General features: G+C 72.6%; 22 protein-coding genes and 2 pseudogenes. 13 read left to right on the top strand and 11 right to left on the bottom strand.

All coding sequences use genetic code 11. The annotated features are described in order from the left end of the window. Nucleotides 1-25: 25 nt before the first annotated feature. Together AMK13_RS03575 and AMK13_RS03570 are read right to left on the bottom strand one after the other, a co-directional pair. Complete coding sequence (locus AMK13_RS03575) at nt 26-1102, bottom strand: helix-turn-helix transcriptional regulator (protein ID WP_074001048.1); 1077 nt, start codon at nt 1100-1102, stop codon at nt 26-28. A gap of 115 nt (nt 1103-1217) precedes the next feature. Beyond that, a complete protein-coding gene (locus AMK13_RS03570; RefSeq protein ID WP_074001047.1) occupies nt 1218-2162 on the bottom strand; it encodes an NAD-dependent epimerase/dehydratase family protein in 945 nt (314 codons plus the stop codon). Nucleotides 2163-2292: 130 nt separating this feature from the next. Here AMK13_RS03570 and AMK13_RS03565 point away from each other — a divergent pair, with 130 nt between their 5' ends. After that, entirely contained in the window at nt 2293-3936 is a 1644-nt protein-coding gene (locus tag AMK13_RS03565) for an ALF repeat-containing protein (protein WP_143204470.1), read from the top strand. Nucleotides 3937-4166: 230 nt separating this feature from the next. Here the strand turns inward: AMK13_RS03565 and AMK13_RS03560 are convergent, their stop codons facing one another. After that, on the bottom strand, nt 4167-4385 hold the full coding sequence (locus AMK13_RS03560) for a hypothetical protein (RefSeq protein ID WP_074001217.1): 219 nt from the start codon (nt 4383-4385) through the stop codon (nt 4167-4169). 198 nt (nt 4386-4583) lie between these two features. Here AMK13_RS03560 and AMK13_RS03555 point away from each other — a divergent pair, with 198 nt between their 5' ends. Then, entirely contained in the window at nt 4584-5105 is a 522-nt protein-coding gene (locus AMK13_RS03555) for a peptidylprolyl isomerase (RefSeq protein WP_074001044.1), read from the top strand. 94 nt (nt 5106-5199) lie between these two features. On the opposite strand, the gene AMK13_RS03550 is transcribed toward AMK13_RS03555, so the two are convergent. Both AMK13_RS03550 and AMK13_RS03545 read right to left on the bottom strand, forming a co-directional pair. Next, a complete protein-coding gene (locus AMK13_RS03550) occupies nt 5200-6297 on the bottom strand; it encodes an RICIN domain-containing protein (RefSeq protein ID WP_074001043.1) in 1098 nt (365 codons plus the stop codon). A gap of 47 nt (nt 6298-6344) precedes the next feature. Next, a complete protein-coding gene (locus AMK13_RS03545; protein WP_074001042.1) occupies nt 6345-7460 on the bottom strand; it encodes an alpha/beta hydrolase in 1116 nt (371 codons plus the stop codon). Between the two features lie 202 nt (nt 7461-7662). Here AMK13_RS03545 and AMK13_RS03540 point away from each other — a divergent pair, with 202 nt between their 5' ends. Further along, a complete protein-coding gene (locus AMK13_RS03540; protein ID WP_074001041.1) occupies nt 7663-8646 on the top strand; it encodes a helix-turn-helix domain-containing protein in 984 nt (327 codons plus the stop codon). A 188-nt stretch (nt 8647-8834) separates the two neighbouring features. Here the strand turns inward: AMK13_RS03540 and AMK13_RS03535 are convergent, their stop codons facing one another. Together AMK13_RS03535 and AMK13_RS03530 are read right to left on the bottom strand one after the other, a co-directional pair. Then, nucleotides 8835-9110 carry a hypothetical protein gene (locus AMK13_RS03535; RefSeq protein ID WP_074001040.1) on the bottom strand — a complete coding sequence of 92 codons (276 nt, stop codon included), beginning with the start codon at nt 9108-9110 and terminating at the stop codon, nt 8835-8837. Further along, nucleotides 9107-9499, bottom strand: coding sequence for an ATP-binding protein (locus tag AMK13_RS03530; RefSeq protein ID WP_074001039.1), 393 nt, complete (start codon nt 9497-9499; stop codon nt 9107-9109). Before AMK13_RS03530 ends, AMK13_RS03535 begins: the two co-directional genes overlap by 4 nt. Before the next feature lie 237 nt (nt 9500-9736). Between AMK13_RS03530 and AMK13_RS03525 the strand changes: the two genes are divergently transcribed. From AMK13_RS03525 to AMK13_RS43970, 7 genes and pseudogenes are all read left to right on the top strand, one after another. Further along, nucleotides 9737-10594, top strand: a complete 858-nt coding sequence (locus tag AMK13_RS03525; protein ID WP_079271787.1) for a helix-turn-helix domain-containing protein — start codon at nt 9737-9739, stop codon at nt 10592-10594. Next, nucleotides 10591-10782 (top strand): DUF397 domain-containing protein, encoded by a 192-nt coding sequence (locus AMK13_RS03520; protein ID WP_074001038.1) that lies wholly within the window; start codon nt 10591-10593, stop codon nt 10780-10782. Before AMK13_RS03525 ends, AMK13_RS03520 begins: the two co-directional genes overlap by 4 nt. Before the next feature lie 319 nt (nt 10783-11101). Further along, on the top strand, nt 11102-11398 hold the full coding sequence (locus AMK13_RS03515) for a hypothetical protein (protein ID WP_079271786.1): 297 nt from the start codon (nt 11102-11104) through the stop codon (nt 11396-11398). 174 nt (nt 11399-11572) lie between these two features. Then, nucleotides 11573-11776, top strand: coding sequence for a DUF397 domain-containing protein (locus AMK13_RS03510; protein ID WP_241852730.1), 204 nt, complete (start codon nt 11573-11575; stop codon nt 11774-11776). Between the two features lie 249 nt (nt 11777-12025). Beyond that, entirely contained in the window at nt 12026-13627 is a 1602-nt protein-coding gene (locus tag AMK13_RS03505) for an IS1182 family transposase (RefSeq protein WP_074001036.1), read from the top strand. 364 nt (nt 13628-13991) lie between these two features. Then, a pseudogene (locus AMK13_RS44480) lies at nt 13992-14585 on the top strand (hypothetical protein); the annotation flags it as partial. 13 nt (nt 14586-14598) lie between these two features. Then, nucleotides 14599-14703: pseudogene (locus AMK13_RS43970) on the top strand (IS5/IS1182 family transposase); the annotation flags it as partial. A 22-nt stretch (nt 14704-14725) separates the two neighbouring features. Here AMK13_RS43970 and AMK13_RS46375 read toward each other — a convergent pair. Both AMK13_RS46375 and hemC read right to left on the bottom strand, forming a co-directional pair. Next, complete coding sequence (locus tag AMK13_RS46375; RefSeq protein WP_380718025.1) at nt 14726-15187, bottom strand: SMI1/KNR4 family protein; 462 nt, start codon at nt 15185-15187, stop codon at nt 14726-14728. A 112-nt stretch (nt 15188-15299) separates the two neighbouring features. Continuing rightward, on the bottom strand, nt 15300-16235 hold the full coding sequence (gene hemC / locus AMK13_RS03490) for a hydroxymethylbilane synthase (RefSeq protein WP_074001033.1): 936 nt from the start codon (nt 16233-16235) through the stop codon (nt 15300-15302). A 370-nt stretch (nt 16236-16605) separates the two neighbouring features. Between hemC and AMK13_RS03485 the strand changes: the two genes are divergently transcribed. From AMK13_RS03485 to AMK13_RS03475, 3 genes are all read left to right on the top strand, one after another. Further along, entirely contained in the window at nt 16606-17034 is a 429-nt protein-coding gene (locus AMK13_RS03485; protein ID WP_074001032.1) for a GNAT family N-acetyltransferase, read from the top strand. Between the two features lie 233 nt (nt 17035-17267). Continuing rightward, the gene (locus AMK13_RS03480; RefSeq protein WP_074001031.1) at nt 17268-18266 is read left to right on the top strand and encodes a helix-turn-helix domain-containing protein; all 999 of its coding nucleotides are present in this window, start codon (nt 17268-17270) and stop codon (nt 18264-18266) included. A gap of 127 nt (nt 18267-18393) precedes the next feature. Further along, the gene (locus tag AMK13_RS03475) at nt 18394-18858 is read left to right on the top strand and encodes a hypothetical protein (RefSeq protein ID WP_074001030.1); all 465 of its coding nucleotides are present in this window, start codon (nt 18394-18396) and stop codon (nt 18856-18858) included. A gap of 62 nt (nt 18859-18920) precedes the next feature. Here the strand turns inward: AMK13_RS03475 and AMK13_RS03470 are convergent, their stop codons facing one another. Next, entirely contained in the window at nt 18921-19817 is an 897-nt protein-coding gene (locus tag AMK13_RS03470; RefSeq protein ID WP_074001029.1) for an aminoglycoside phosphotransferase family protein, read from the bottom strand. A gap of 79 nt (nt 19818-19896) precedes the next feature. Continuing rightward, nucleotides 19897-20562 carry an HAD family hydrolase gene (locus AMK13_RS03465; protein WP_074001028.1) on the bottom strand — a complete coding sequence of 222 codons (666 nt, stop codon included), beginning with the start codon at nt 20560-20562 and terminating at the stop codon, nt 19897-19899. Between the last annotated feature and the right edge of the window lie 56 nt (nt 20563-20618).

Genomic DNA, 20618 nt, shown 5'->3' with positions numbered 1-20618 from the left:
CCCGGGCCGGAGCCGCGTGCGTCCGCTACCGCGGCGGCAGGCCGAGGGTGGGGAGGTGGTCGGCCATCAGGAGGGCGACGAGTTCGCGGCGGGAGCGGACGCCGGTCTTGTGGAGGATGGCGGTGACGTGCTGCTGGACGGTGGGCACGGTCAGGTGGAGCAGCGCGGCGATGTCCTTCGTGCTGGCGCCGCGCACCGCGTGCAGGGCGACCTGCTGTTCGCGCGGGGACAGGCCGTGGGCGAGGATCGCCAGCGGCAGGCGCTGGACGGGGGAGGCCGGGGAGGCGACGACGGCGACGCCGCCGCGCCGGCCGTCCAGCGGGGAGGCGTGCAGGGACAGCCACTGGCCGTCGGGGGTGCACACCCGCACCTCGGCGGGGCCGCCGCGGCGGGCGGCCTGGCGGGCGACGGTGAGGAAGCCGCTGGGCACCCCGCCGGTGTGGGCGGTGGGTTCGGCCATCCGTCCGATCAGTTCGCGGGCCGCCGCGTCCGCCGAGCGCAGCCGCCCGTACCGGTCCAGGATGGCGACGGCCGGGGCGGGGACGGGCGGCAGGGGGCGGGCGCCGCGCAGGGCGGCGAGGTGGGTGTCGCGCAGGGCGGCGCCGATCGGGGCGGCGACGCGTTCGGCCAGGCGCAGGTCGGGCAGGTCGTAGCGGCCGCGGGCGCGTTCGCGCATGAACGCCGCGGAGCCCCAACGGCCGCCGCCCACATCGAAGTTGATCCGCAGCTCGTCGCCGTAGCCGCAGGGGTTGAGCAACTCCCGGTAGCGGACGCTGCGTTCGGGGCGGCCGTCGGTGGCCCGGTCGACGGTCTGCGCCCGGTGGCCGGCGGTGCGGATCGCGGTGAAGGTGGTGGAGTCCTCGCCCTGGAGCTCCAGGTGCACGGCCTGCTCGAACTGGGCGGGGTCCAGGCCGTCGGCGACGGTGGAGGTGGGGAACCCGGTGACCGGGTCGTTGCCGTGCCAGCAGCCGCCGTCGTAGCCGAGCGGTTCCAGCAGCAGGGTGTGCAGCTCGCGGAACAGTGCGGCCGCGGGTAACCCGGAGGACGCCAACTCGCCTATGGAACCCAGGACTTCCCGCTCAACCTCACGTCGTTTGGCCACGGACGGAATCCTACGGACGCAGGGTCTCCGTGTCCGGTGAACGGACGAGGAAGGACGGGTACGGAGCGATGCGGGGGAGGCGCCCGCCCCCGCCGGCGACCGGCGTTCCCGTCCGTCACCGGCCGTCGCGCTCGCGCCACCAGGCGACCGTGGCCCGCAGCTGCTCCTCCAGCGGCGTGGCGCGCACCGTGAACGCGGCCTCGTACGCGGAGCAGTCCACCGTGAACGGCCGGTCGAACTGGTAGCGCGTCTCCCGCAGTTCGCGCAGCAGCGGGGAGAACAGCCCCGCCACGGCCAGCGCCGCCGCGGGCAGGCGGCGCACCGGGACCGGGCCGCCGCCGGCCTCGGCGGCCAGCCGCTCGACCATCGCGCGCACCGACAGCGGAGGGGCGGTGGGCACGTGCCAGGCCCGGCCCCAGGCCCGCTCCTCGCCCGCGAGTTCGGCCATCGCCCGGGCCACGTCCGGCAGGTAGGTCCAGCTGTGCGGGGCGTCCGGGTCGCCGAGCGTCGCGACCGGGCGGCCCTTGAGCAGGTTGGGCATCACCCGCGCGGCCAGGTGGCCGCCCTCGGTGACGCCGGGGCCGAAGAAGTCCGATGCCCGCACCTCCACCGCCCGGATCCGCCCGGCCTCGTGCAGCGCCCGCGCCCGCTCCCAGGCCGCCGCCCGCACCCGCCCCTTGGGGCCGGTCGCGGCGAGCGGCAGGTCCTCGGTCAGCGGCCCCGCCACCGGCCCGTAGCCGTACAGGTTGCCGAGCATGACCAGCACCGCGCCGCTCTCCTCGGCCGCCGCGCACAGCGAGGCGCTCAGCGCCGGCCAGAGCCGCGCCCACTGCGGCAGCGGCGGCGCGGCGCAGCCGTGGACGGCGACGGCACCGCGGGCGGCCCGCGCCAGGGCCGCGGGGTCGCTCGCGTCCAGGGGGAGGTGCTCGACGCCGGGGACGGCCGGCCCGACGGGGCGTCCGGTACGGGTGGCGACCCGGACCTCGTGGCCCTGTTCGGCCAGCAGGCGGGCGGTGGCGGCCCCGGCGGGCCCGTGTCCGACGACCAGGTGGAAGCTCATCCGCCACACCCTAGTGGTGGCCCCGGACGGGCGGGGCGCGGTGCGATATGTAGCCGGGTGGGGGGAATGGGAGATTCGGCAAATAATTGGTATGGCAGTCGTAAAAGTAGATCTATGCTGTTGGCGTTTCATGATCCTTCGTACAAAGCAGGTCTCGCTCAAGATGAAGCTGCCCCGGGTGTCCGCCGTCGTCGCGGCCGCCGTTCTGGCCCCCGCCGTCCTCTTCCCCACCACGGCCTCGGCCACCGACACCCCCAAGCCGACCGGCGTCTCCGGCCCCGACACCGGCTCCGACTCCGCCAAGGACACCGCGCCCCAGGCCGACGGCCAGGAGCAGCGCGACCGCGCCGAGGTCAAGCGCATCCTCGCCGACCCGAAGAGCGGCGTCGGCGTGCGCGAGGCGGCCGAGAAGGCCCTCAAGGGCGGCGCCGCCGAACTGCGCCACTTCCTGGACGTCGAGTTCGACGAGCAGACCAGGATCGACAACCAGGTCCGGGTCTCCCAGATCTACGCCACCGGCGGCCCGGCCGTGAAGGCGGCCGCCAAGGCCGCCCTCCGCGGCACCGACGAGGACATCACCGCGTTCCTGACCACCGGCCAGTACGTCGCCCGCGCCGAGGACGAGGACCGCGCCAAGATCGCGGCCATCATCGCCGACCCGCTCACCGGCCCCAAGGTCCGCGAGGCCGCCGAGAAGGCCCTCAAGGGCGGCGCCGCCGAGCTGCGCCACTTCCTCGAGGTCGAACTCGCCGAGAAGCAGCAGCCCGACAACCTGCTGCGCCTCACCCGGATCGCCGACGGCGCCGAAGGGGCCGGCCCCGCGCTGCGCCTCGCCGCCGCCGTGGCGCTGAACGGCAGCTACCAGGACGTCCTCGACTTCCTGGCGACCGGCCAGTACGCCGCCCGCGCCGAGGACGAGGACCGCGCCAAGGTCGAGGCCCTGGTGGCCGACCCCAAGACCGGCCCCGGCGTGCGCGAGGGCGCCGAGCAGGCCCTCAAGGGCGGCGCGGCCGACCTGCGGACCTTCCTGACGACCAAGCTGCCCAGGCTGCGCAGCGACGACAACCGGGTCAAGCTCAGCCAGCTCATGGACCAGGGCGGCCCGGGCGTGCGCGAGGCGGCCAGCAAGGCGCTGGACGCCGGCACCGACGCGGCCGTCGAGGCCTTCCTCAACGAGGGCTTCGCCAAGGCCCAGTTCGAGGACGACCGGGTCGAGGTGCTGCGCGTCATCGCCGACAAGGAGACCGGCCCGCACACCGCCGCGGCCGCCCAGAAGGCCATGGACGGCAACGCCGAGGACGTGCGGCGCTTCCTGACCGTCGAGCTGCCGAACCTGCGCTTCAGCGACAACCGGCTGAAGGTCTCCCAGATCATCGAGACCGGCGGCCCCGCGGTGAAGAAGGCCGCCATGGCCGCCTACGAGGGCAGCTACGCGGACCTCCTGGCCTTCCTCAAGGACGGCTGGGCCAAGGCCCAGGCCGAGGACCAGGCCGCGGCGGCCAAGCAGGGCAACGGCGCGGGCAACGGTACGGGGACGGGCGCGGGCACCGGTGGCACCGGGCAGCAGCCGCAGACCGTGCAGCCGGCCGGCCTCACCACCGGCACCGGGATCGGCACCCGTACGGGCGGCGGCACCACCGGCACCACCGGTTCCGGCGCGCTCGCCGCCACCGGCACCGACGGGCTCGGCTGGGAGGCCGGCGGCGCCGCCGCGGCCCTCGCCGCGGGCGCGGCGCTGGTCGTGGCCGCCCGCCGCCGCTCCACCGAGAGCTGACACCCGGGAGCAGAACCCGGGAGCTGAATCCGGAAGCAGAACCCGGGGGCTGACACCCCCTCGCGTTCCCGTCCACCGCCCACCCGGGCGGCGGCCGGGGACGCGCTCGCGTTCAGCGGTCAGGGCCGTCCGATCGCCAGGCAGCCCGGCACCCCGCCCCCGGCCGACGCGGCGGCTGGCGCGCCGCCTCGAAGACGGCCCGGCGCCGGTCCCGCCCGGACGCCGACGGCTCAGTTGCCGTCCCCGCCACCGTCCCCGCCGTTGTCCCCGCCGTTGAAGCCCACCTGGCGGCGCCGGCGGCGCTGTGCGCCGCGCAGCGCCTTCCCGGCGCCGAGGGTGAGGGCGGCGGCCGCCCGGGTCCAGCGCGGCCCGCCGCGGTCGGCCCACACCACGCAGCCGCACCCCGCGACCACCAGGACCAGAATCCCCACCAGAACCGCACCGACCATCACGGCCACCCGCCTTTCCCTCGACGCCCTACTGCCTGGTAGGACGTGCGGACCGTCCCACCCGGTTCGGCCACGAGGCCGGACGCTGTGCCAGGATGCGGGTGCCGAACGGCCCAGGTCACCGTACCGGTCGTACGGGAACCGTACCGACCAGCACCACCCGCCACCCACCCGTCAGCCGTACCCCGAGGAGTCACCGTGGCCACTGCCCGGTTCGCCACCCTGCACACCACGGCGGGCCCGATCCGCCTGGAGCTGTTCCCGTTCCACGCGCCGAAGACGGTCCGCAACTTCGCCGAACTCGCCGAGGGCACCCGGGAGTACACCGATCCGCGCACCGGCGAGCCGGGCCAGGGCCCGTACTACGACGGCACGCTGTTCCACCGGGTGATCAAGGGCTTCATGATCCAGGGCGGTGACCCGACCGGCACCGGCACCGGCGGCCCGGGCTACGCCTTCGCGGACGAGTTCCACCCGGAGCTGTTCTTCACCAAGCCGTACCTGCTCGCGATGGCCAACGCCGGCCCGGGCACCAACGGCTCGCAGTTCTTCATCACGGTGGGCACCCCCGCCCACCTCAACCGCAAGCACAGCATCTTCGGCCAGGTCGCCGACGCCGCCTCCAAGGCCGTGGTCGACGCGATCGCCGCCGCCCCGACCGAGGACGAGCGCCCGGTCGAGGACGTGGTGATCACCTCCGTGGAGATCGAGCAGTCCTGACCCGCAGCCCGCCGGCCCTCCCGTCCGGCCGGCGGAAACGCGAAGCCGCCGCCCGGCGCGGTGCGCGGGCGGCGGCCGTGGAGCGGGCGCGGTGTCAGGAGCAGCTGTTGAACGTCGCGCTGGTGTTGGCGATGTAGAGGGTGGCGCCGCCGTTGGGGTCGGAGGTGACCGGGATGGTGATGGTGTCGTCGGCGGTCCACGGGAAGCCCTGGGCGTCGAAGGTCCAGGTGCCGGTGACCTTGCGGGCGAGCTCGGCGAGCGTCACCCAGCCGTACTGCTGCTGCGGGACGGTGACGGTGACGGAGTTGTTGACGCTGCGCGAGCCGCTCCAGACGTTCTGGAAGCTGATGCCGGTCTTGACCGAGGCCTTGAACACTCCTTCGGCGCCGCCGCCGATGTCGCTGCCCAGCTCGGTGCCGATGGTGTTGGACCAGCCGCTGGTGTCGGTGACCGCGAAGGACTGCTGGACGGTGCTGCTGGTGTTGTTGAACCAGATCGCGGAGGCGCACACCCGCGGCAGCGGCGCGGCGGGGGCCTCGCTCTTCGTGGCCCAGGAGCAGGCGGAGATGTTCTTCTGGCACTGCTTGGCGGCGTGGTCGACGGCCAGGTTACGGGCGGCCTGGGCGAAGCCGGTGGCCCACTGCTGGTTGGCGGTGCCGTTGCAGGCGTACTGGTCGGTCCAGGCATCGTCGTAGTTGCCGCCGAGCAGCAGGTCCAGGCAGGTGTTGTCACCGGCGTGGCGGATCATGAACGCGTCCGCGCCGCCGGCCGCCGCGGGCTGGAAGTACCAGCGCTGGCTGGCCTGCCCGGCACAGCTCTGCTGGCGCAGCGCCGGGGTGAAGAAGGCCAGGTCGATGCACTTGCCGGTGTCGTTGTTGACGATGGTGAAGGTGTAGTCCGAGGGGTCGACGTTCAGCCGCCAGGACTGGTGGTAGCCGGGGGCGGAGTTGGTGACGATGTAGGCGCCGTCGCCCATGTTGCCGTTCTGGACGTCGAGTTGGCGCCCGTTGCTGAGCGACTTGATGGTCAGGCACTGCTGCGGCGAGGCGCAGGCGGCGAGCGGGGCGCCCGGCGCGGGCGCGGCGGCGCGGGCGGGGGCGGCGGCCAGGCCCAGGGCGGCGCAACAGGTCACCAGGAGGGCCGCGAGCAGGCGCAGCCAGGGCGCGGTGCGTCCGAGGGGCAGGGTGGGCAAGGGGTGTCCTTTCGTCGGGGGAGAGGGTGGGGAGAGGAGGTCAGAGGTCAGGAGGCGGCGGCGAAGGCCGCCTCCAGGCGCGGGACGTAGTCCACGAGGTCCTGCGCCCAGCAGCCCGCGGTGTGGCCGCCGTGGCAGTCGGCGCCCCAGCCGGTGCCGTCGCCGTAGTCGGTGAAGCGGTACGGCAGGCCGAGCGCGTCCAGGCGCTGCTTGAGGCGCTTGGCGGTGCCCTCGGCCCAGAACTCCATGTCGCCGGGGCTGTTGTTGCCGTTGCCGGTGTAGACGGCGATGCCGGTGTGGTCGAGCACGGCGGCACGCGCGACGGGGTCGGCGGCGTTCCAGCGCCAGTCGGCGTTGAACACCGGGTACGGGCTGCCGAAGATCGCGTCGCTGGAGACGGTGGGGCCGAAGTCCAGGCCGCAGGGGTGGCCGTCGCTGGGGCCGCAGAGCACGGTGCCGGCGTTGACCAGGGTGGCGACCACGGCACCGCGGATGATCATCTCGTCGGTGGACAGGTCGTTGGCGCCGGACATGGTGAGGACCTGGCCGAACAGGTCGGGGCGGTCCTGGGCGTAGTGCAGGGCGCCGAAACCGCCCATGGACAGCCCGCCGACGGCCCGGTGGGCGCGGTCGGTGCGGGTGCGCAGGTTGGCGTCGACGAACGGGAGGACCTGGGTGAGGTGGAAGGTCTCCCAGTTCTGCGCGCCGGCGGCGGTGCCCTGGTCGAGCCAGTCGGCGTACCAGCCGCGCAGGCCGCCGTCCGGGATGACGGTGATCATCGACTGGGCGGCGGTCAGCGCGGGGTAGGCCAGCGCCGGGTCGCTCGGGTTGTCCGAGGCGCCGTGCAGGAAGTACAGCACCGGGTAGCGCTTGTCCGGCCGGGACGCGTAGTCGGCGGGCAGCAGGATGCGGATGGTGTGCGGTCCGGCGACCTGCGGGGTGGTGACGGTGATGACGAAGTTGGTGGCGCTGCCGGTGGGAGTGCCGACCTGGGTGAGGCCGAAGCCGTCGGTCAGCGGGGGCGGCGCGTCGGCCCCTGCCCCGGCCCGTACGGAGGCGGTTGCCGAGGCGGACGCGGGTGCGGTGGGTGCGGCGAGCGGGAGCAGGCAGGCGGCCAGGGCGGCGAGAGCCGCGCGGGCGCGCCGGAGCCGGGCAGGGGGCATGGGCGTCCTCGGCCTTCCGTCGTGTCTTCCGTCGTATGACTGATCGCCGTCAACTCTTGCCAGGGGCCCCGCCCGGACGCCAGAGCCCCCGGTGGCGCACCTGGGCCACCGGCGCATGTGCGCCGCCGCTGCGGGTAGGCTCCCCCGGCTCCGCCCGGGGCGGGTACGAGGGGCGGAGTACACCGTGACATTGGGGGGTGTCGTGCACGACGTACTGGAACCGGACTCCGAACGCGGCCGCGTCTACCACTGCCTGGTCGGCCGGCCGCGCGCCCGCGTACCCGAACTGGCACGGGAGGCGGGCCTGGACGAGGAGGCCGTCCTCGCCGTGCTCCGCGACCTCGCCGACGAGGGCGTCGCGGTGGCCTTCGACACCACCGACAGCGCCGACGACCGCGACCACGCCTGGGAGGCGCTGCCGCCCGCCCGGGTGGTCGAGGCGGTGCTGCAGCACGACGCGCTGCGCCAGGCCGCCGCCCGCCGGGCCGGCGCCGAACTGGAACGGCTCTACCGCTTCGCCCGCCGCGACACCGGCAGCTACGGCGCGCTGGAGGTCGTCGACGACCCGACCGAGGTGCTGGCCGCCAGCCACCGCCTCCAACTCGCCGCCCGTCACCAGGTGCGGGTCATCGACGTGCCGCCGTACTCCGGCAGCCGCGCCCACTACCTCGACCAGGAGGTGCTGCAACGCCGCCGGATGGCCGCGGGCGTCGTCTACCGCGCCATCTACCAGGGGTGCGCGTTCCAGGACCCGGTGGCCGGGCCCAACATGGCCCGGATGATCGAGGCGGGCGAGCAGGCGCGGACACTGGACGAGCCGCCGCTCAAACTCGCCATCGGGGACGACGACCTGGCCATCGTCACGCTGCGCGCCGACGACGGGCCGGGCGTCGTCTCGCTGCTGATCCGGCCGTCCGGGCTGCTGAACGCGCTGAGCGCGGTCTTCGAGACGCTGTGGCGCCTGGCCGTGCCCGCCTCCATGGCCGGCGTCGACCCGCGCATCGACGAACGCGACCGGCGGATCCTCACGTTGATGGCCGGCGGTGCCACGGACGACGCGATCGCCCGCCGGCTGGGGCTGGGGCGGCGCACGGTGGTGCGGCGGGTCTCCACCCTGCTGGCGCACCTCGGGGCCACCACCCGTTTTCAGGCGGGGGTGCAGGCCGCGCGGAGGGGGTGGCTGTAGGCGGGGCGCCGGCCTGACGTCTGACGCGGCGCGTCGGCGCGGAGGGGCGCGAGAAGTCGGATCGGCCGACTTCTCGCGGTGGGCGGCGACGCGGCCGTCGTCGAAGTGGAGCGGGGAGTGGACGGGCCGGTGCTGAGGCGGCGGTTCGGGCTGGGGGCCGGCCGGGTCTCAGCGCCGGACGTGGTCGATCACGTGGGCTGCTGGGCGGGGTTGGCCCAGCTGATGCGGATCTCGCGGTCGCCGGCGGGGATGACGAGGACGGGTTCGTCGGCGAGGTCGCGGATGATGTCGCGCCGGGCGCAGGGGCCGGTGAGGCGGCGCTCCAGGGCGTAGTGCTGGAAGCGGGACATCGGGCGGTAGCGGACCGAGTCCCAGAACCGGCGGAGGAGGTCGTCGCTGAGGGTGTGGACGGCGGGCGGCTGGTGGTCCGGGATCTCCACGAGGACGTCGTGATCGGCCCTCACGCGGCCACCTCCGACCAGACGATCTTGCCGGTGTGCTCGCGCGGGGAGCAACCCGTGCGGGTGGAGAGGGACTTGACGAGGTGAAGGCCGCGTCCGGCCTCGCCGTCGAGGGTGAGGGCGCGCAGGACCGGTTCGCGGTTCCGCCGGGCGTCGTGCACCTCGATGCGGAGGCGGGCGGGGTCGAGGTCGAGGGAGAGGTAGATGCGGTGGCCGGGCGGCGTGCCGTGGACGAGGGCGTTGGTGACGAGCTCCGAGACGATCAGGAGCCCGGAGTCGCGGTACGGCTCACCGGCGGGGGTGGAGGCGAGGAGCGAGGCGAGGAGGGAGCGCCCCTCGCCGGGGGAGCGGCGGCTGCGCGGCAGCCAGGTGGTGGAGGAGTGGCAGGACATGGCGAATCCACCTTCCAGGTGCGGAGTTTGAAGCCATGTGGAGGCATAGGGATGCCCGGCAGCAGGTCAGGATCAGTCACTCAAGAGACCCGAAGGACTACTCCCTGTAGCATGCTCTGCAATGGCTTCGTTGTGCAAGCGCGCCATCACGCAATTGCGCGGAGTCGCAAGATTCTTGTGACCGCCAAGGGAGGTGGCAGACTGTGACCCGACGTCAACCAAGAGGGAGCGACGAGCGTGGACAGTCCAACCGTGCTGCGCCGTAGGCTCGGCTCCGAGCTGCGACGATTGCGCGAACGGACCGGGCGTCAGGCCAAGTCCGTTGCGGACGAACTCGGCTTCAGTGCAACCAAGGTGTCGCGGATCGAGTCGGGTCAGACGACCCTGAAGGAATCAGACATTCGCGCGATGCTCGAACTGTACGGCGTCAGCGACGAGGCCGAGTTGCGGCAGTTCATCTCGCTGACCCGCCGCAGCACGCAGCGCGGCTGGTGGCACGACTACGCGGACACCCTGCCGGACTGGTTCCAGACCTACGTGGGCCTTGAGGCCGACGCCGCGCGGATTCGCTCCTATGAGTCCGAGTTGATTCCTGGGCTGTTTCAGACCGCCGACTACGCACGCGAGGTATTTCGGGCCTTCCGGTCGGAGCGGAACGGTGACCAAGCCATCGAACGGCGGGTGAAGCTCAGGCTGCAACGCCAAGAGCTCGTCCGGAGTCCAGAACCACTAGCCGTTCACGCTGTGCTCTCCGAGGCCGTCCTTCGACGCGTGGTCGGGGGCGCTCACGTCATGACGGAGCAGGTCAGCCACCTGGTTACGACTTCGCAATTGCCCAACATCACCATCCAGGTGCTTCCGTTCAGCGTGGGTGCTCACGCGGCGATGGGGACGAATTTCCGCATACTTTCCTTCTCGGACGTGCCGGGCGAGGTCGTCTACTGCGAGTCGGTCAGCAGCAGCCTCTACATCGAGAAGGAGGCCGACATCCTTCGGCATGAGACTGTCTTCAACCAGCTAACGTCGTTGGCGATGACTCCGGAGGACTCCGTCTCCTGGATGCAGAAGCTGATGACAGAAGGGTACGGAGTATGAACTGGCACAAGAGCAGCTACAGCAATCCCTCTGGCGGCGACTGCGTCGAGGTGGCCGATGGCGTCACCGGCGTGGTTCCGGTGCGGGACAGCAAGGATCCTCACGGGCCGGCTCTCGCTTTCACCGCTGAGGCGTGGCAGTCCTTCGTTGCGGGCGTCCAGGCCGGCGACTTTCCGGCCGGTTCCTGAAGCGTTTCTTGCCGGGCGGCCTGCGGAGCACGCAGGGCCGCCCGGTCTGCTTGATGCGCTGGGCCAACGTGAGGGCCCTTGGAGCGCCTCGACCTCGCAGCGGGGGGCGGGCGGAAAACCTGAAGCCTCCACGCCTCCGCGCGACTACTGTGCTGCCGGGTAGGCCGCCCCGACCGTTGGAGGCTGATTCGTGCTGACCAATTCGCACCCGCCGTAGGTACCTCTGGAGAGCCCGGAGGGCCCTACGGAGGCCCTGATGTCCCGAACCGTCCGCACGACTCCCCGACAACTCCGCGTCCAAGAAGGCGCATCGCACTCCATGTCCTTGTACGACCTGCGCTACACCCGCGCCGAACTGGCCCGGGCCGCCCGCGAAGGCCGTCGCCCCGCCCCCAAGAAGACGCGTCGCCGGATCACCTCCTGGCAGTGGCAGGTGCTCGACTGCAGGACGGGGTACTTCTCCACCGAGATCGCCACGGCCGAAGCCCGGGCCCGCCTTCAGGGCCGGCTCGCCGCCCAGCGGATCCGCGGACTGCACCGCGCCGGCCACGACCTCGACGGCGCGGACATCCCCCCGGTCCGCCACCGCCACGACGCACTCTGGCACGCCTGGTAGCCACGAAGCACCCTCTGCGGCCCGCTCCTCGGCTTCGCCCCGGATGCGTCGCGGTCCTTCGTCGAGGGCGTCCGGGTGGATGGCTTCCCGGTGGTCGGCTGGCCCAGTACCGTGGGCTGCCCCGCGCCGCGCGGGGCAGCCCACCACCGACTGAGGGCCCAGGAGGTCATCCGCGTGACAGCTGGCCTGGCATGGCGCAAGAGCAGCTACAGCGGCGGCGAAGGCGGCGACTGCGTCGAGGTCGCCAGCGGGCTTCTGGACTCCATCCCCGTCCGCGACAGCAAGGACCCCCACGGCCCGGCTCTCACCTTCGCTCCCGAGGCGTGGCGGTCCTTCGTCGCCGGTGTCCGGGCGGGCGATTTTCCGGCCGGTTCCTGAAGCGTCCTTGCCGGGCGGCCCTGCGGAGCACGCAGGGCCGCCCGGTCTGCCGTGGTGTGCGCAGGAAGTCGGCGGGTCGACTCTGCTGGCGAAGTCGGTTGGGTTGGGCGTGGGACGGTAAGTGTCTGCCGGTCGGGGCGGGTTGGCTGTCTGTGGGGGTGGGTCGTGTTGCGTCCTGGTGGTGTGTCGGGGATTCCGGCGGAGACGGTGGCGCTGGCTCGCCGGGTTCATCCGCGGGGGACGGACGAGATGCGGGTTCGGGACGCGCTGGGTCCGTTGTTCAGCGATGAGGACTTCACCACGGGTGAGTTCGAGGAGATGTACGCGGGCCTGGGACGGCCCGGGATCTCGCCGGCCCTGCTGGCGATGGTCACGGTCCTGCAGTTCCTGCACAACCTCTCCGACCGGGACGCCGCGGTGGCGGTGGCCGACCGGATCTCCTGGAAGTACGCGCTGGGACTGGAGCTGGAGTACACCGGTTTCGATGCCAGCGTGCTGTGCGAGTTCCGGGCCCGCCTGGCAGCCGGGAACCGGGCGGATGCCCTGCTCTCGCTGATGCTGGAACGTCTGAAGGCCGCCGGCCTGGTGCGGGCCGGCGGCCGTCAGCGCACCGACTCCACCCACGTGCTGGCCTGCGTGCGCGCACTGAACCGCGTCGAGTGCCTGGGCGAGGCCCTGCGCGCGGCCCTGGAGGAGATCGCCCGCACCGACCCGGGCCTGGTCGTGCCGCTGCTCGGGCCCGGCTGGGACGAACGCTACGGCCGCAAGGTCGAGACCGGCAGGCTCCTGCGCCGCAGAGGCGCCTCCGCCCTCAAGCTCGCCGAGCAGATCGGCGCCGACGGGCAGAGCCTGATCGCCGCCATCGACACGGACCCCGACGCCGTGCGGATGAACGGCCTCCCGCAGGTCAGAATCCTGCGCGAGCTGTGGGACCAGCACTTCGAGGCCACCGCCACCGGCCGACTGCGCTACCGGGACACCGAGGAACTGCCGCCCTCCGCACAGCGCGTGCGCTCACCCCACGACCCTGACGCCCGCTACAGCACCAAAGGCGCGCCCGGCGCCGCACGCATGGAATGGACCGGTTCCAAGGGCCACCTGACCGAGTCCTGCGACGAGGGCCTGCCGCACGTGGTCACCGACGTCCACACCACCCCCGCCACCGAACCCGACGTCACGGCCACCACCCCCGTCCAGGACAAACTCATCGCCCGGGACCTGAAACCCGGCGAGCACCTGCTCGACTCCGGCTACCCCAGCGGGCCCGGCATCGGCGCGTCCCTGGAACGCGGCATCTCCCTTGTCGCCCCCGTCACGGTCCAGACCGGCCGGGGCGCCCGGGGCGGCACGTTCACCCCCAAGGACTTCCACGTCGACTGGCACAGCGGCGTCACCCACTGCCCCGCCGGGGCCACCAGCATCTCCATGCGGCCGAAGAAGGACGGCCTGATCCGCGTCGCCTTCTCCCGCGCGGACTGCCGCCCCTGCCCGATCCGCGCCCAGTGCACCACCGGCGCCCCTCACCTCGGCCGGGTCCTGGAGATCCATCCCGAACCGATCCATACCGCCCGGACACGGATGCAGGCCGAACAGGACACCCCCCGATGGCGCGAGGCCTACCGGGCCCGCGCCGGCATCGAGGGCACCGTCTCACAAGCGGTCCGAGGCCCCGGCCTGCGACGATCCCGCTACCGGGGCCTCGCCAAAACCCACCTCCAGAACGTCCTCATCGGCATGGCCGTCAACATCCGCCGACTCGGCGCCCACTTCGACACCACCACCAGACCAAGCCGCCGCCCCACCCGCATCCACACACTCTGCACCCAACACGGCATCGCAACAACGGCCTGAGCCTGACCTAGATCGAATACTTCGCCAGCAGAGTCGCGGGGCCGACTTCCTGTGCAGGAGCGGCCCGTCGCCGCTTCGGCCAGGCTGGAGCGGCGACGGATGATGGGGTGAAGCGAGTGCTGCTCGGCGGTGGTTTCGGCGGCCCCGGCCATGCGTGGCCGGGGCCGCCGTTGCTCTTGCGGGTTCCTGAAAGGGACGGAAAGCGGGTAGCTTCCTTCGCCTTCTCTTGTCGTCGGGCGGGCCCGCCCGACGACATTGATCGGTCACCGGGCCCGCCCGGCGGGTCGCCTCGCCGCGCGCAGGAAGTCGGCCCGGCCGACTTCCTGCGCAGCGGTAGCGGCGCTGCGTGGTGGGGTGAAGCGCTATTCGGCTGTCGACCATCACCGTCCCCGAGATCCCGCAGGCCGTGGGGGACTTGGCCGCCGTCGGCATCCGTTCGGTGGAGGTGTTCGCCAACAGTCTGCGCCGCGACGAGCGGGCCGCCGGTGCCGTCGCGTCGGACAGCCTGATGGTGCGGGCCATCCGCGCCGTCAAGGACACCGAGCCCGGCATGGCCGTGATGACGGAGAACTGCCTGTGCGGCCACACCGACACCGGCGAGTGCCACCTGACCGTCGGCGCCCGGATCAATCTGGAAACGACGGCCGCGCTGACCGCCGCCCAGGCCGTCATCCAGGCCGGGGCCGGCGCCGACATCGTCGGCCTTGCCGCGATGACCCGGGGTACCACCCGGGCCGTGCGGCAGGCGCTGGACGAGGCCGGTCACCGGGACGTGGCGACCATGCCGCACCTGATCTTCGACTCCGCCCTCTACGAGGGCTACCGCACCACCATGCGGGCCGTCCCCGCCCCCGGCGCCCGCCGCCCGTTCCGGATCAGCCCTCGCAGCCCGCAGACCGCCGTCGACACCGGACTCGCCTTCCTCGGCGAGGGGGCGGACATGCTGCTGCTGGAGCCGGGGATGCCGTCAGTTCAAGCGCCTGCGCATCCGCTACGAACGCCGCGCGGATCTCCACCAGGGCCTACTCGAACCGGCCTGCAGTCTCATCTGCCTCCGACGACTCCGTGCAGCTTGAGTAGCTACGCATCCAGACCGCGTCAGCTTGGGACCACGCTCGTCGCCCACGTCCGATACCAGTCCCCGAAGGCTGGGCCGGGGGTCAACCTGTCGTCTATCCCCAGGGTGTCGAACCAGACCTGGCCACTGGCCGCTCCGGTGACCACCAGTCGGACGAACGCGCCGCACCCCATGTCCGAGATGATCATTGACCCCGGAACGATCCCGTCCTCGTCGTAGTCGTCTTCGAGGTCGTCCGGGCCCACCGCCCGGGTGAACGGAAACGGCGTCGAAAGGTATCCCGGCCACCAGGCTTCGTCCTTCGGGCCGTACGACCTGCTCAGCGCCCAGATGCCGTGGTAGGGCCCCGGGCCACCGTCGCCGATGGTCATCAAGAACGTTCGGTAATCCGCAGGGAGGGCCACCCCGTAGTCACGCTCGAAGGACCGAACTTCCGCCTCCGAAAGGACACTCCTCAGCGGACCACCAGGCACACGGTCCATCTCGTCCCCCATCACCCAGTTCTGCCGTCTCCGCGAGCATAGGGCTCCCACGACAAGTGAACAGGTGCCTCCACCCGGGACATCGAGCAGGCCGGGCCTCACTTTGAAACGATCAGTAAGCGGCGGCAGTGGGCCGGACCTCCGCCAGGATGCCCTCCGCGCCCTGGTCCAGCAGGAGGCCGGCTACGAGCACTCCCAGCTTCTCCGGCTCGCTCACCGGGCCGGAGAGCCGGGCCTCCACCTGCCGCCCGCCGTCCACGGAGGTGACCTGCCCGTGCAGGGTCAGCACGCCGCCGTCGGCCTTGCCGAACGCACCGACCGGCACCGAGCATCCGCCGTGGAGCTCCCCCAGCATCGCCCGCTCGGCCCGCACTTCCACGTCGGTCACGAGGTCACCGGCCCCGGCCAGGACCTCGCGGGCCCACTCGTTGTCCTCCCGGATCTGGATGCCCAGCGCGCCCTGCCCGGGAGACGGCGGAAACAGCCCGACCGGCAGGATCTCGCTAATCTCGTCGCCGCGGCCGAGCCGCTTGATCCCGGCGGCCGCCAGGACGACAGCGTCCAGCTGTTGGGTCCTGAGCTTGCCGAGCCTGGTCGGGACGTTCCCCCGGATCTCCACCGGCACCAAGTCCGGACGGACGTGCAGCAGCTGGGCGATCCGGCGCGACGCCGACGTCCCGATCCTGCCCCCGTACGGAAGGTCCGCCAGCGTCGAGCCGCACAGGGCGTCGTGCACGTCCGCACGGGTGGGTGGGGGCAGGAGGATCAGGCCGGGCGGGTTCGCGGTGGGCAGGTCCTTGAGCGAGTGCACGATCACGTCGACCTCACCGGATACCAGCGCGTTCACCTGGTTCACCGAGAACGCCGAGCCGCCGCCACGCTCCGAGACGTCCCTCAGGGCCGACCTGCGGTCCTGATCACCGGCCTCCGTGATCACTCGCCGGCGGAACACCACGCCGGGGAAGCGCTCCCGCAGCGGCGCCAGGAACTCCCTGACCTGAGCCCGCGCCAGGTGACTGGCCCGCGACCCCACCACCAGTGTGCTCATAAGCCAACTTCCAGCATCAGACGAGGCGTTGACCGCATGCTATCCGCGTCAAACACGCCTGGTTTCCGACGTTATGTCGGAAACCGGGAAAGAGTCACGGGGGACGTACACCACCCGAACCGTCGTCGGCCCAGTGCCGCATCAAGCAACGTTCGCCCTGTGTGACGCGCCGTCCGGATGGTGATCCGGGCGGCGCGTCGTGCGTCATGCCGAGTCTCGTGATCAGGGCCAACGCAGCCCGACTGTCGACGATTTCTCGAAGACCGGCTCTCCACGCCCCGGTACGGAGCATCGCTGAAATCGCGGTCGCGGACAGCCGGGGCTGATGGTCCCCTCCAGAGCGCGTGCTTCGCTCTGGCAGGATGCGCCGGTGATCAACTACAGCACCGATCTCTCCGGTCTTGCGGAGCAGGACCTTTCCGGGTTCTTCGTAGGCTGGCCCGCACCGCCGACGGCCGCGCAGCACCTTGCCGTGCTCAAGGGCAGTTACCGGGTCGTGGTTGCCCTGGATGCCGGGACGGGGCGCGTCGTGGGCTTCGTCAACATGATCAGCGACGGGGTCCTCACGGGCTTCATCCCGTGGCTGGAGGTCTTGCCCGAATACCAGGGGCAAGGCATCGGCGGGCAGTTGGTCCGGCGGGTCCTCGCCGAGGCGGAACATCTGTACTCCGTGGACCTGACCTGCGACGAGCCGCTGCGCGCGTATTACGAGAAGCTCGGAATGCTGCCGCTGAGAGGCATGGCCGTCCGACGGTGGCAGGTACTGGCCCCGGAGCGCCGAGTTCCGGCGGAGTCCTGAAAGCCACGCCCCGCCGACTTCCTGCGCAGGTGTGGCCCGTCGCCGCTTCGGCCTGGCTGCCGTTGCCTTTTGTGGTTCCTGGAAGGTGCGGGCGGGTGGGGCGCAGCCGTTGCCTGTATTCCGACCTGCTCTCTTCGGGCGGCCCCGCCGGCCGCTCCCCTCCTTCCCCGGGCCGGATCCGTCAGCGGTGTGAGAATGCCGGGACGGGGAAGGCGAGCCAGGGGAGGGCGAGCATGCTGACCGAGTCGGTGTACCGGACCGAGGACGTGGAACCGCGGGACCGCTTCGAGTACTGGCAGCAGCAACTCGTCCGGCTGATCGCACCGTTCGACGTCCGCACCGAGCACAGGGCCGACTTCCGGTCCGAGGTGCACATCCTGCCGCTCGGCGGCGTGACGCTCTGGACGATGGAGCACCCGCCGCTCGCCGCGAGGCGGTCACCACGCCTGATCCGCTCGTCCACCGACCCCGAGCTGTACCTGTTCTCGCTCCCGTTCGGCGACTCCGCCACCGCGGTCCGCTCCGACGGCCTCGGCGCCTACCGCCCGCACGACGTGGTCCTGCAGGACAGCGCCCGGCCCCTCCTCCTCCAGGCGAGCACCGACGATCCGCGCCAGCGGGTCCGCGGGGGCTGGCTGACCGTGCCCCGGCAGGCGCTGCCGCTGTCGCCGGACCGGATCGGCACGCTCACGGCCCGCCGGATGCCCGGGGGCACGGGCGTGGGCGCCCTGCTCGTCCAACTGCTCGCCGGCATCGCCGCCGACCCCGGCGCCTACCGGGCCGGCGACGCACCCCGACTGGGCACCGTCGCCCTCGACCTGGTGTCGGCGCTGCTCGCCCACCACCTCGACGCCGAGGACGCCGTACCGCCGGAGAGCCGGCGCCGGGCGCTGGTCCAACGGATCCGGGCCTTCATCCGCTCCCACCTGCACGAGCCGGACCTCGACCCCGGCGCCGTCGCCGCCGCGCACCACATCTCGGTCAGCTACCTGCACCGCCTCTTCGAGGGCGAGGAGGAGACCGTCGCCGCCTGGATCCGCCACCAGCGCCTTGAACGGGCCCGCCGCGACCTCGCCGACCCGGCCCTGGCCGCCACCCCCGTCCACGTCATCGCGGCCCGCTGCGGGTTCCCCCGCGCCGCCGACTTCAGCCGCGCCTTCCGCGGCGCGTACGGGCTGCCGCCCCGCGACTTCCGGCACGGCGCCGCCGCGACGGCCGCGGGTGGACGCTGAGCGAAGCGGACGTGGACCGGCTGCTAACGACAACCCCCTTGGGGCCTCGGCAAGCTGATGCTGTGTTCACCGCGGGGGATCAGGTGGTGGACGCGAACACACCGACACCCTCGAAGGGGGACCATCCATGTCCAGCAACGGACTCCGCAGGAACCCGCGCTCCGCCGCCGTCATCGGCCTCGCCGCCCTGGCGCTCGGGCTCACCGTCCTCGGCGGCGGTCAGGCCGTCGCCGCGCCGCAGGACGACCCGCGCACGATCGGGACGCCCGTCACCATGTCGGAGTCCGCGATCACGGCGGCCAGCCTGCCGTGCATCACCAGCCCCGGGGTCAAGACCTGCTTCGACAAGGCCGGCGACAAGGTGCTCGTGCTCGACACCGCAAAGGACGGCTTCTCCGCCGTCGGCCGGTGGAGCACCGACTACGGCCGCACCGGCGCGTGCCGCAACGCCCTCGGCGTCGGCCAGTGGGCGGAGTGCAACTACGACATGCGCGAGACGGGGCACATCCAGCTGAACAACGCCCTCTACGACGGCGACACCGGGCTGTTGGTGCTGACCGACACGTACTCGGGCTGGCTGTCGATCGGCTGACCTGCCGACGGCCCGGCCCGCTCCCCGCCCGTCGTCTCGCGGGCGGGGAGCGGGCCGACCGTCTACGCGTGGTCGGCCAGCACCTCGGCGATGACGTGGCGGGCGATGGCGGTCATCCTCGGGTCGCTGTCCCGGTAGTAGGCCACTTCCGACAGGGCGACGGACAGGGCCCAGCCGCGGGCGCGGTCCCAGGCCGCGTCGTCGGGGGCCGCGGCCTCGCGGAACGTCGCACGGGCGGCGGCGGGCAGGACGTACCAGGCGGGGATCAGGTCGACGGCCGGTTCGCCGAGGCCCGCGCAGCCGAAGTCGATGACGGCGCTCAGCCGACCGTCCGGGGACACCAGCAGGTTGCCGGGCTGGAGGTCCCCGTGGAGCCAGACCGGCGGGCCGTCGGGAGCCGGGGCCGCCAGGGCCCGCTCCCAGGCGGCGGTCGCGGCGGGGGCGTCGACGAGGTCCGCCACGGCCGCGATCGAGCTCCTGGTCCCGGCGTCCCGCGAGGCCAGCGACTCGCTGCGGTGGGCGGCCGGGGCACCGGTCGGGTCGATCCGGCGGATGGCCGTCACGAAGTCGGCCAAGTCCCCGGCCAGCGCCCCGGGTTCGGCGATCCGACCGGGCACCGGTGTGGTGCCGTCGAGCCAGCGCAGCACCGACCAGGGCCAAGGGCAGCCGTCGACCGGTCCGCCCACGGCCAGCGGGACCGGGACCGGGACCGGCAGCCGCGGGGCCAGCCGCCGCAGCCAGACGTCCTCCTTGGCGATCTCCTCGACCACCCCGGGGATCCGCGGGACGCGCACCACCAGCTCCGCCCCGAGCCGGTACATCGCGTTGCTGGTCCCGGCCGGTTCCACCGGCTCGACCGGCAGGCCGGCCCACTGCGGGAAGCACTCGGCGACCATCCGGCGCACCAGCGCCTCGTCGATGTCCAGTTCGTCGGCGTGCAACTTGTGGGAGGTGGCCATAGCGACCGACCCTGCCAGCCACGGGCCGCGCCCGGCAACCGAATTGCCGACGGACCGACGGCCGCCCGGAGGGCGGCCGCTAGCCCTGGCGGACCGCGCCCGCCGCGATCAGGGCGGGCAGCTCGCGCATGTCGTCGAAGACCACGGTGCCCGGCCCGGCCAGCCGTTCCGCGGCGGTGACGCCGCCCGCGTAGCCGAGTGCGCGCATCCCGGCGGCGCGGGCGGCCTCGACGCCGGGGCGGCTGTCCTCGACCACCACACAGGCGGCCGGGTCGACGCCCATCGAGCGGGCGGCGTGCAGGAAGAGGTCCGGTGCGGGCTTGCCGCGCTCGACCTCGGTGGCGCTGAAGATCCGCCCGGCGAAGTGGTCGTGGAGGCCGGTCCGGCCCAGGGTGTGGCGCATCTTCTCGTGGGTGCCGCTGGAGGCCACGCAGGTGGGCAGGGTGATCGCGGCCAGCGCCTCCGGCAGGCCGTCCACGGGGGTCAGTCCGGCGTCCACCGCCTCGGCGTGCAGTTCGACGAAGCGCTTGCTCCACACCGTCGCCGTCTCGCCGCCGAGCCGTTCGGTGACCGTGGCCCGGTTGGCCGCCTCGGACCGTCCGACGAAGAGCTCGATCGCCTCCGCCTCGGTCAGCGGCCAGCCGTACTCCTCGCCGAGCCGCACCAGCACCCGGACGGCGATCACCTCGCTGTCCACCAGGACGCCGTCGCAGTCGAAAATCACCAGCTCAATCGGCTTGATCATCCCACCAGCATAGGCCGGTGCCCGTGCCCGGGGGCCGGTGGCCGTCGAACTGGCCA

Origin of the sequence: Streptomyces sp. CB02056 (assembly GCF_001905545.1) — a bacterium.
Classification (GTDB): Bacteria; Actinomycetota; Actinomycetes; order Streptomycetales; family Streptomycetaceae; genus Kitasatospora.
The sequence above is the reverse complement of the archived record's forward strand: the minus strand, read 5'-3'. Positions and strand labels throughout refer to the sequence as shown.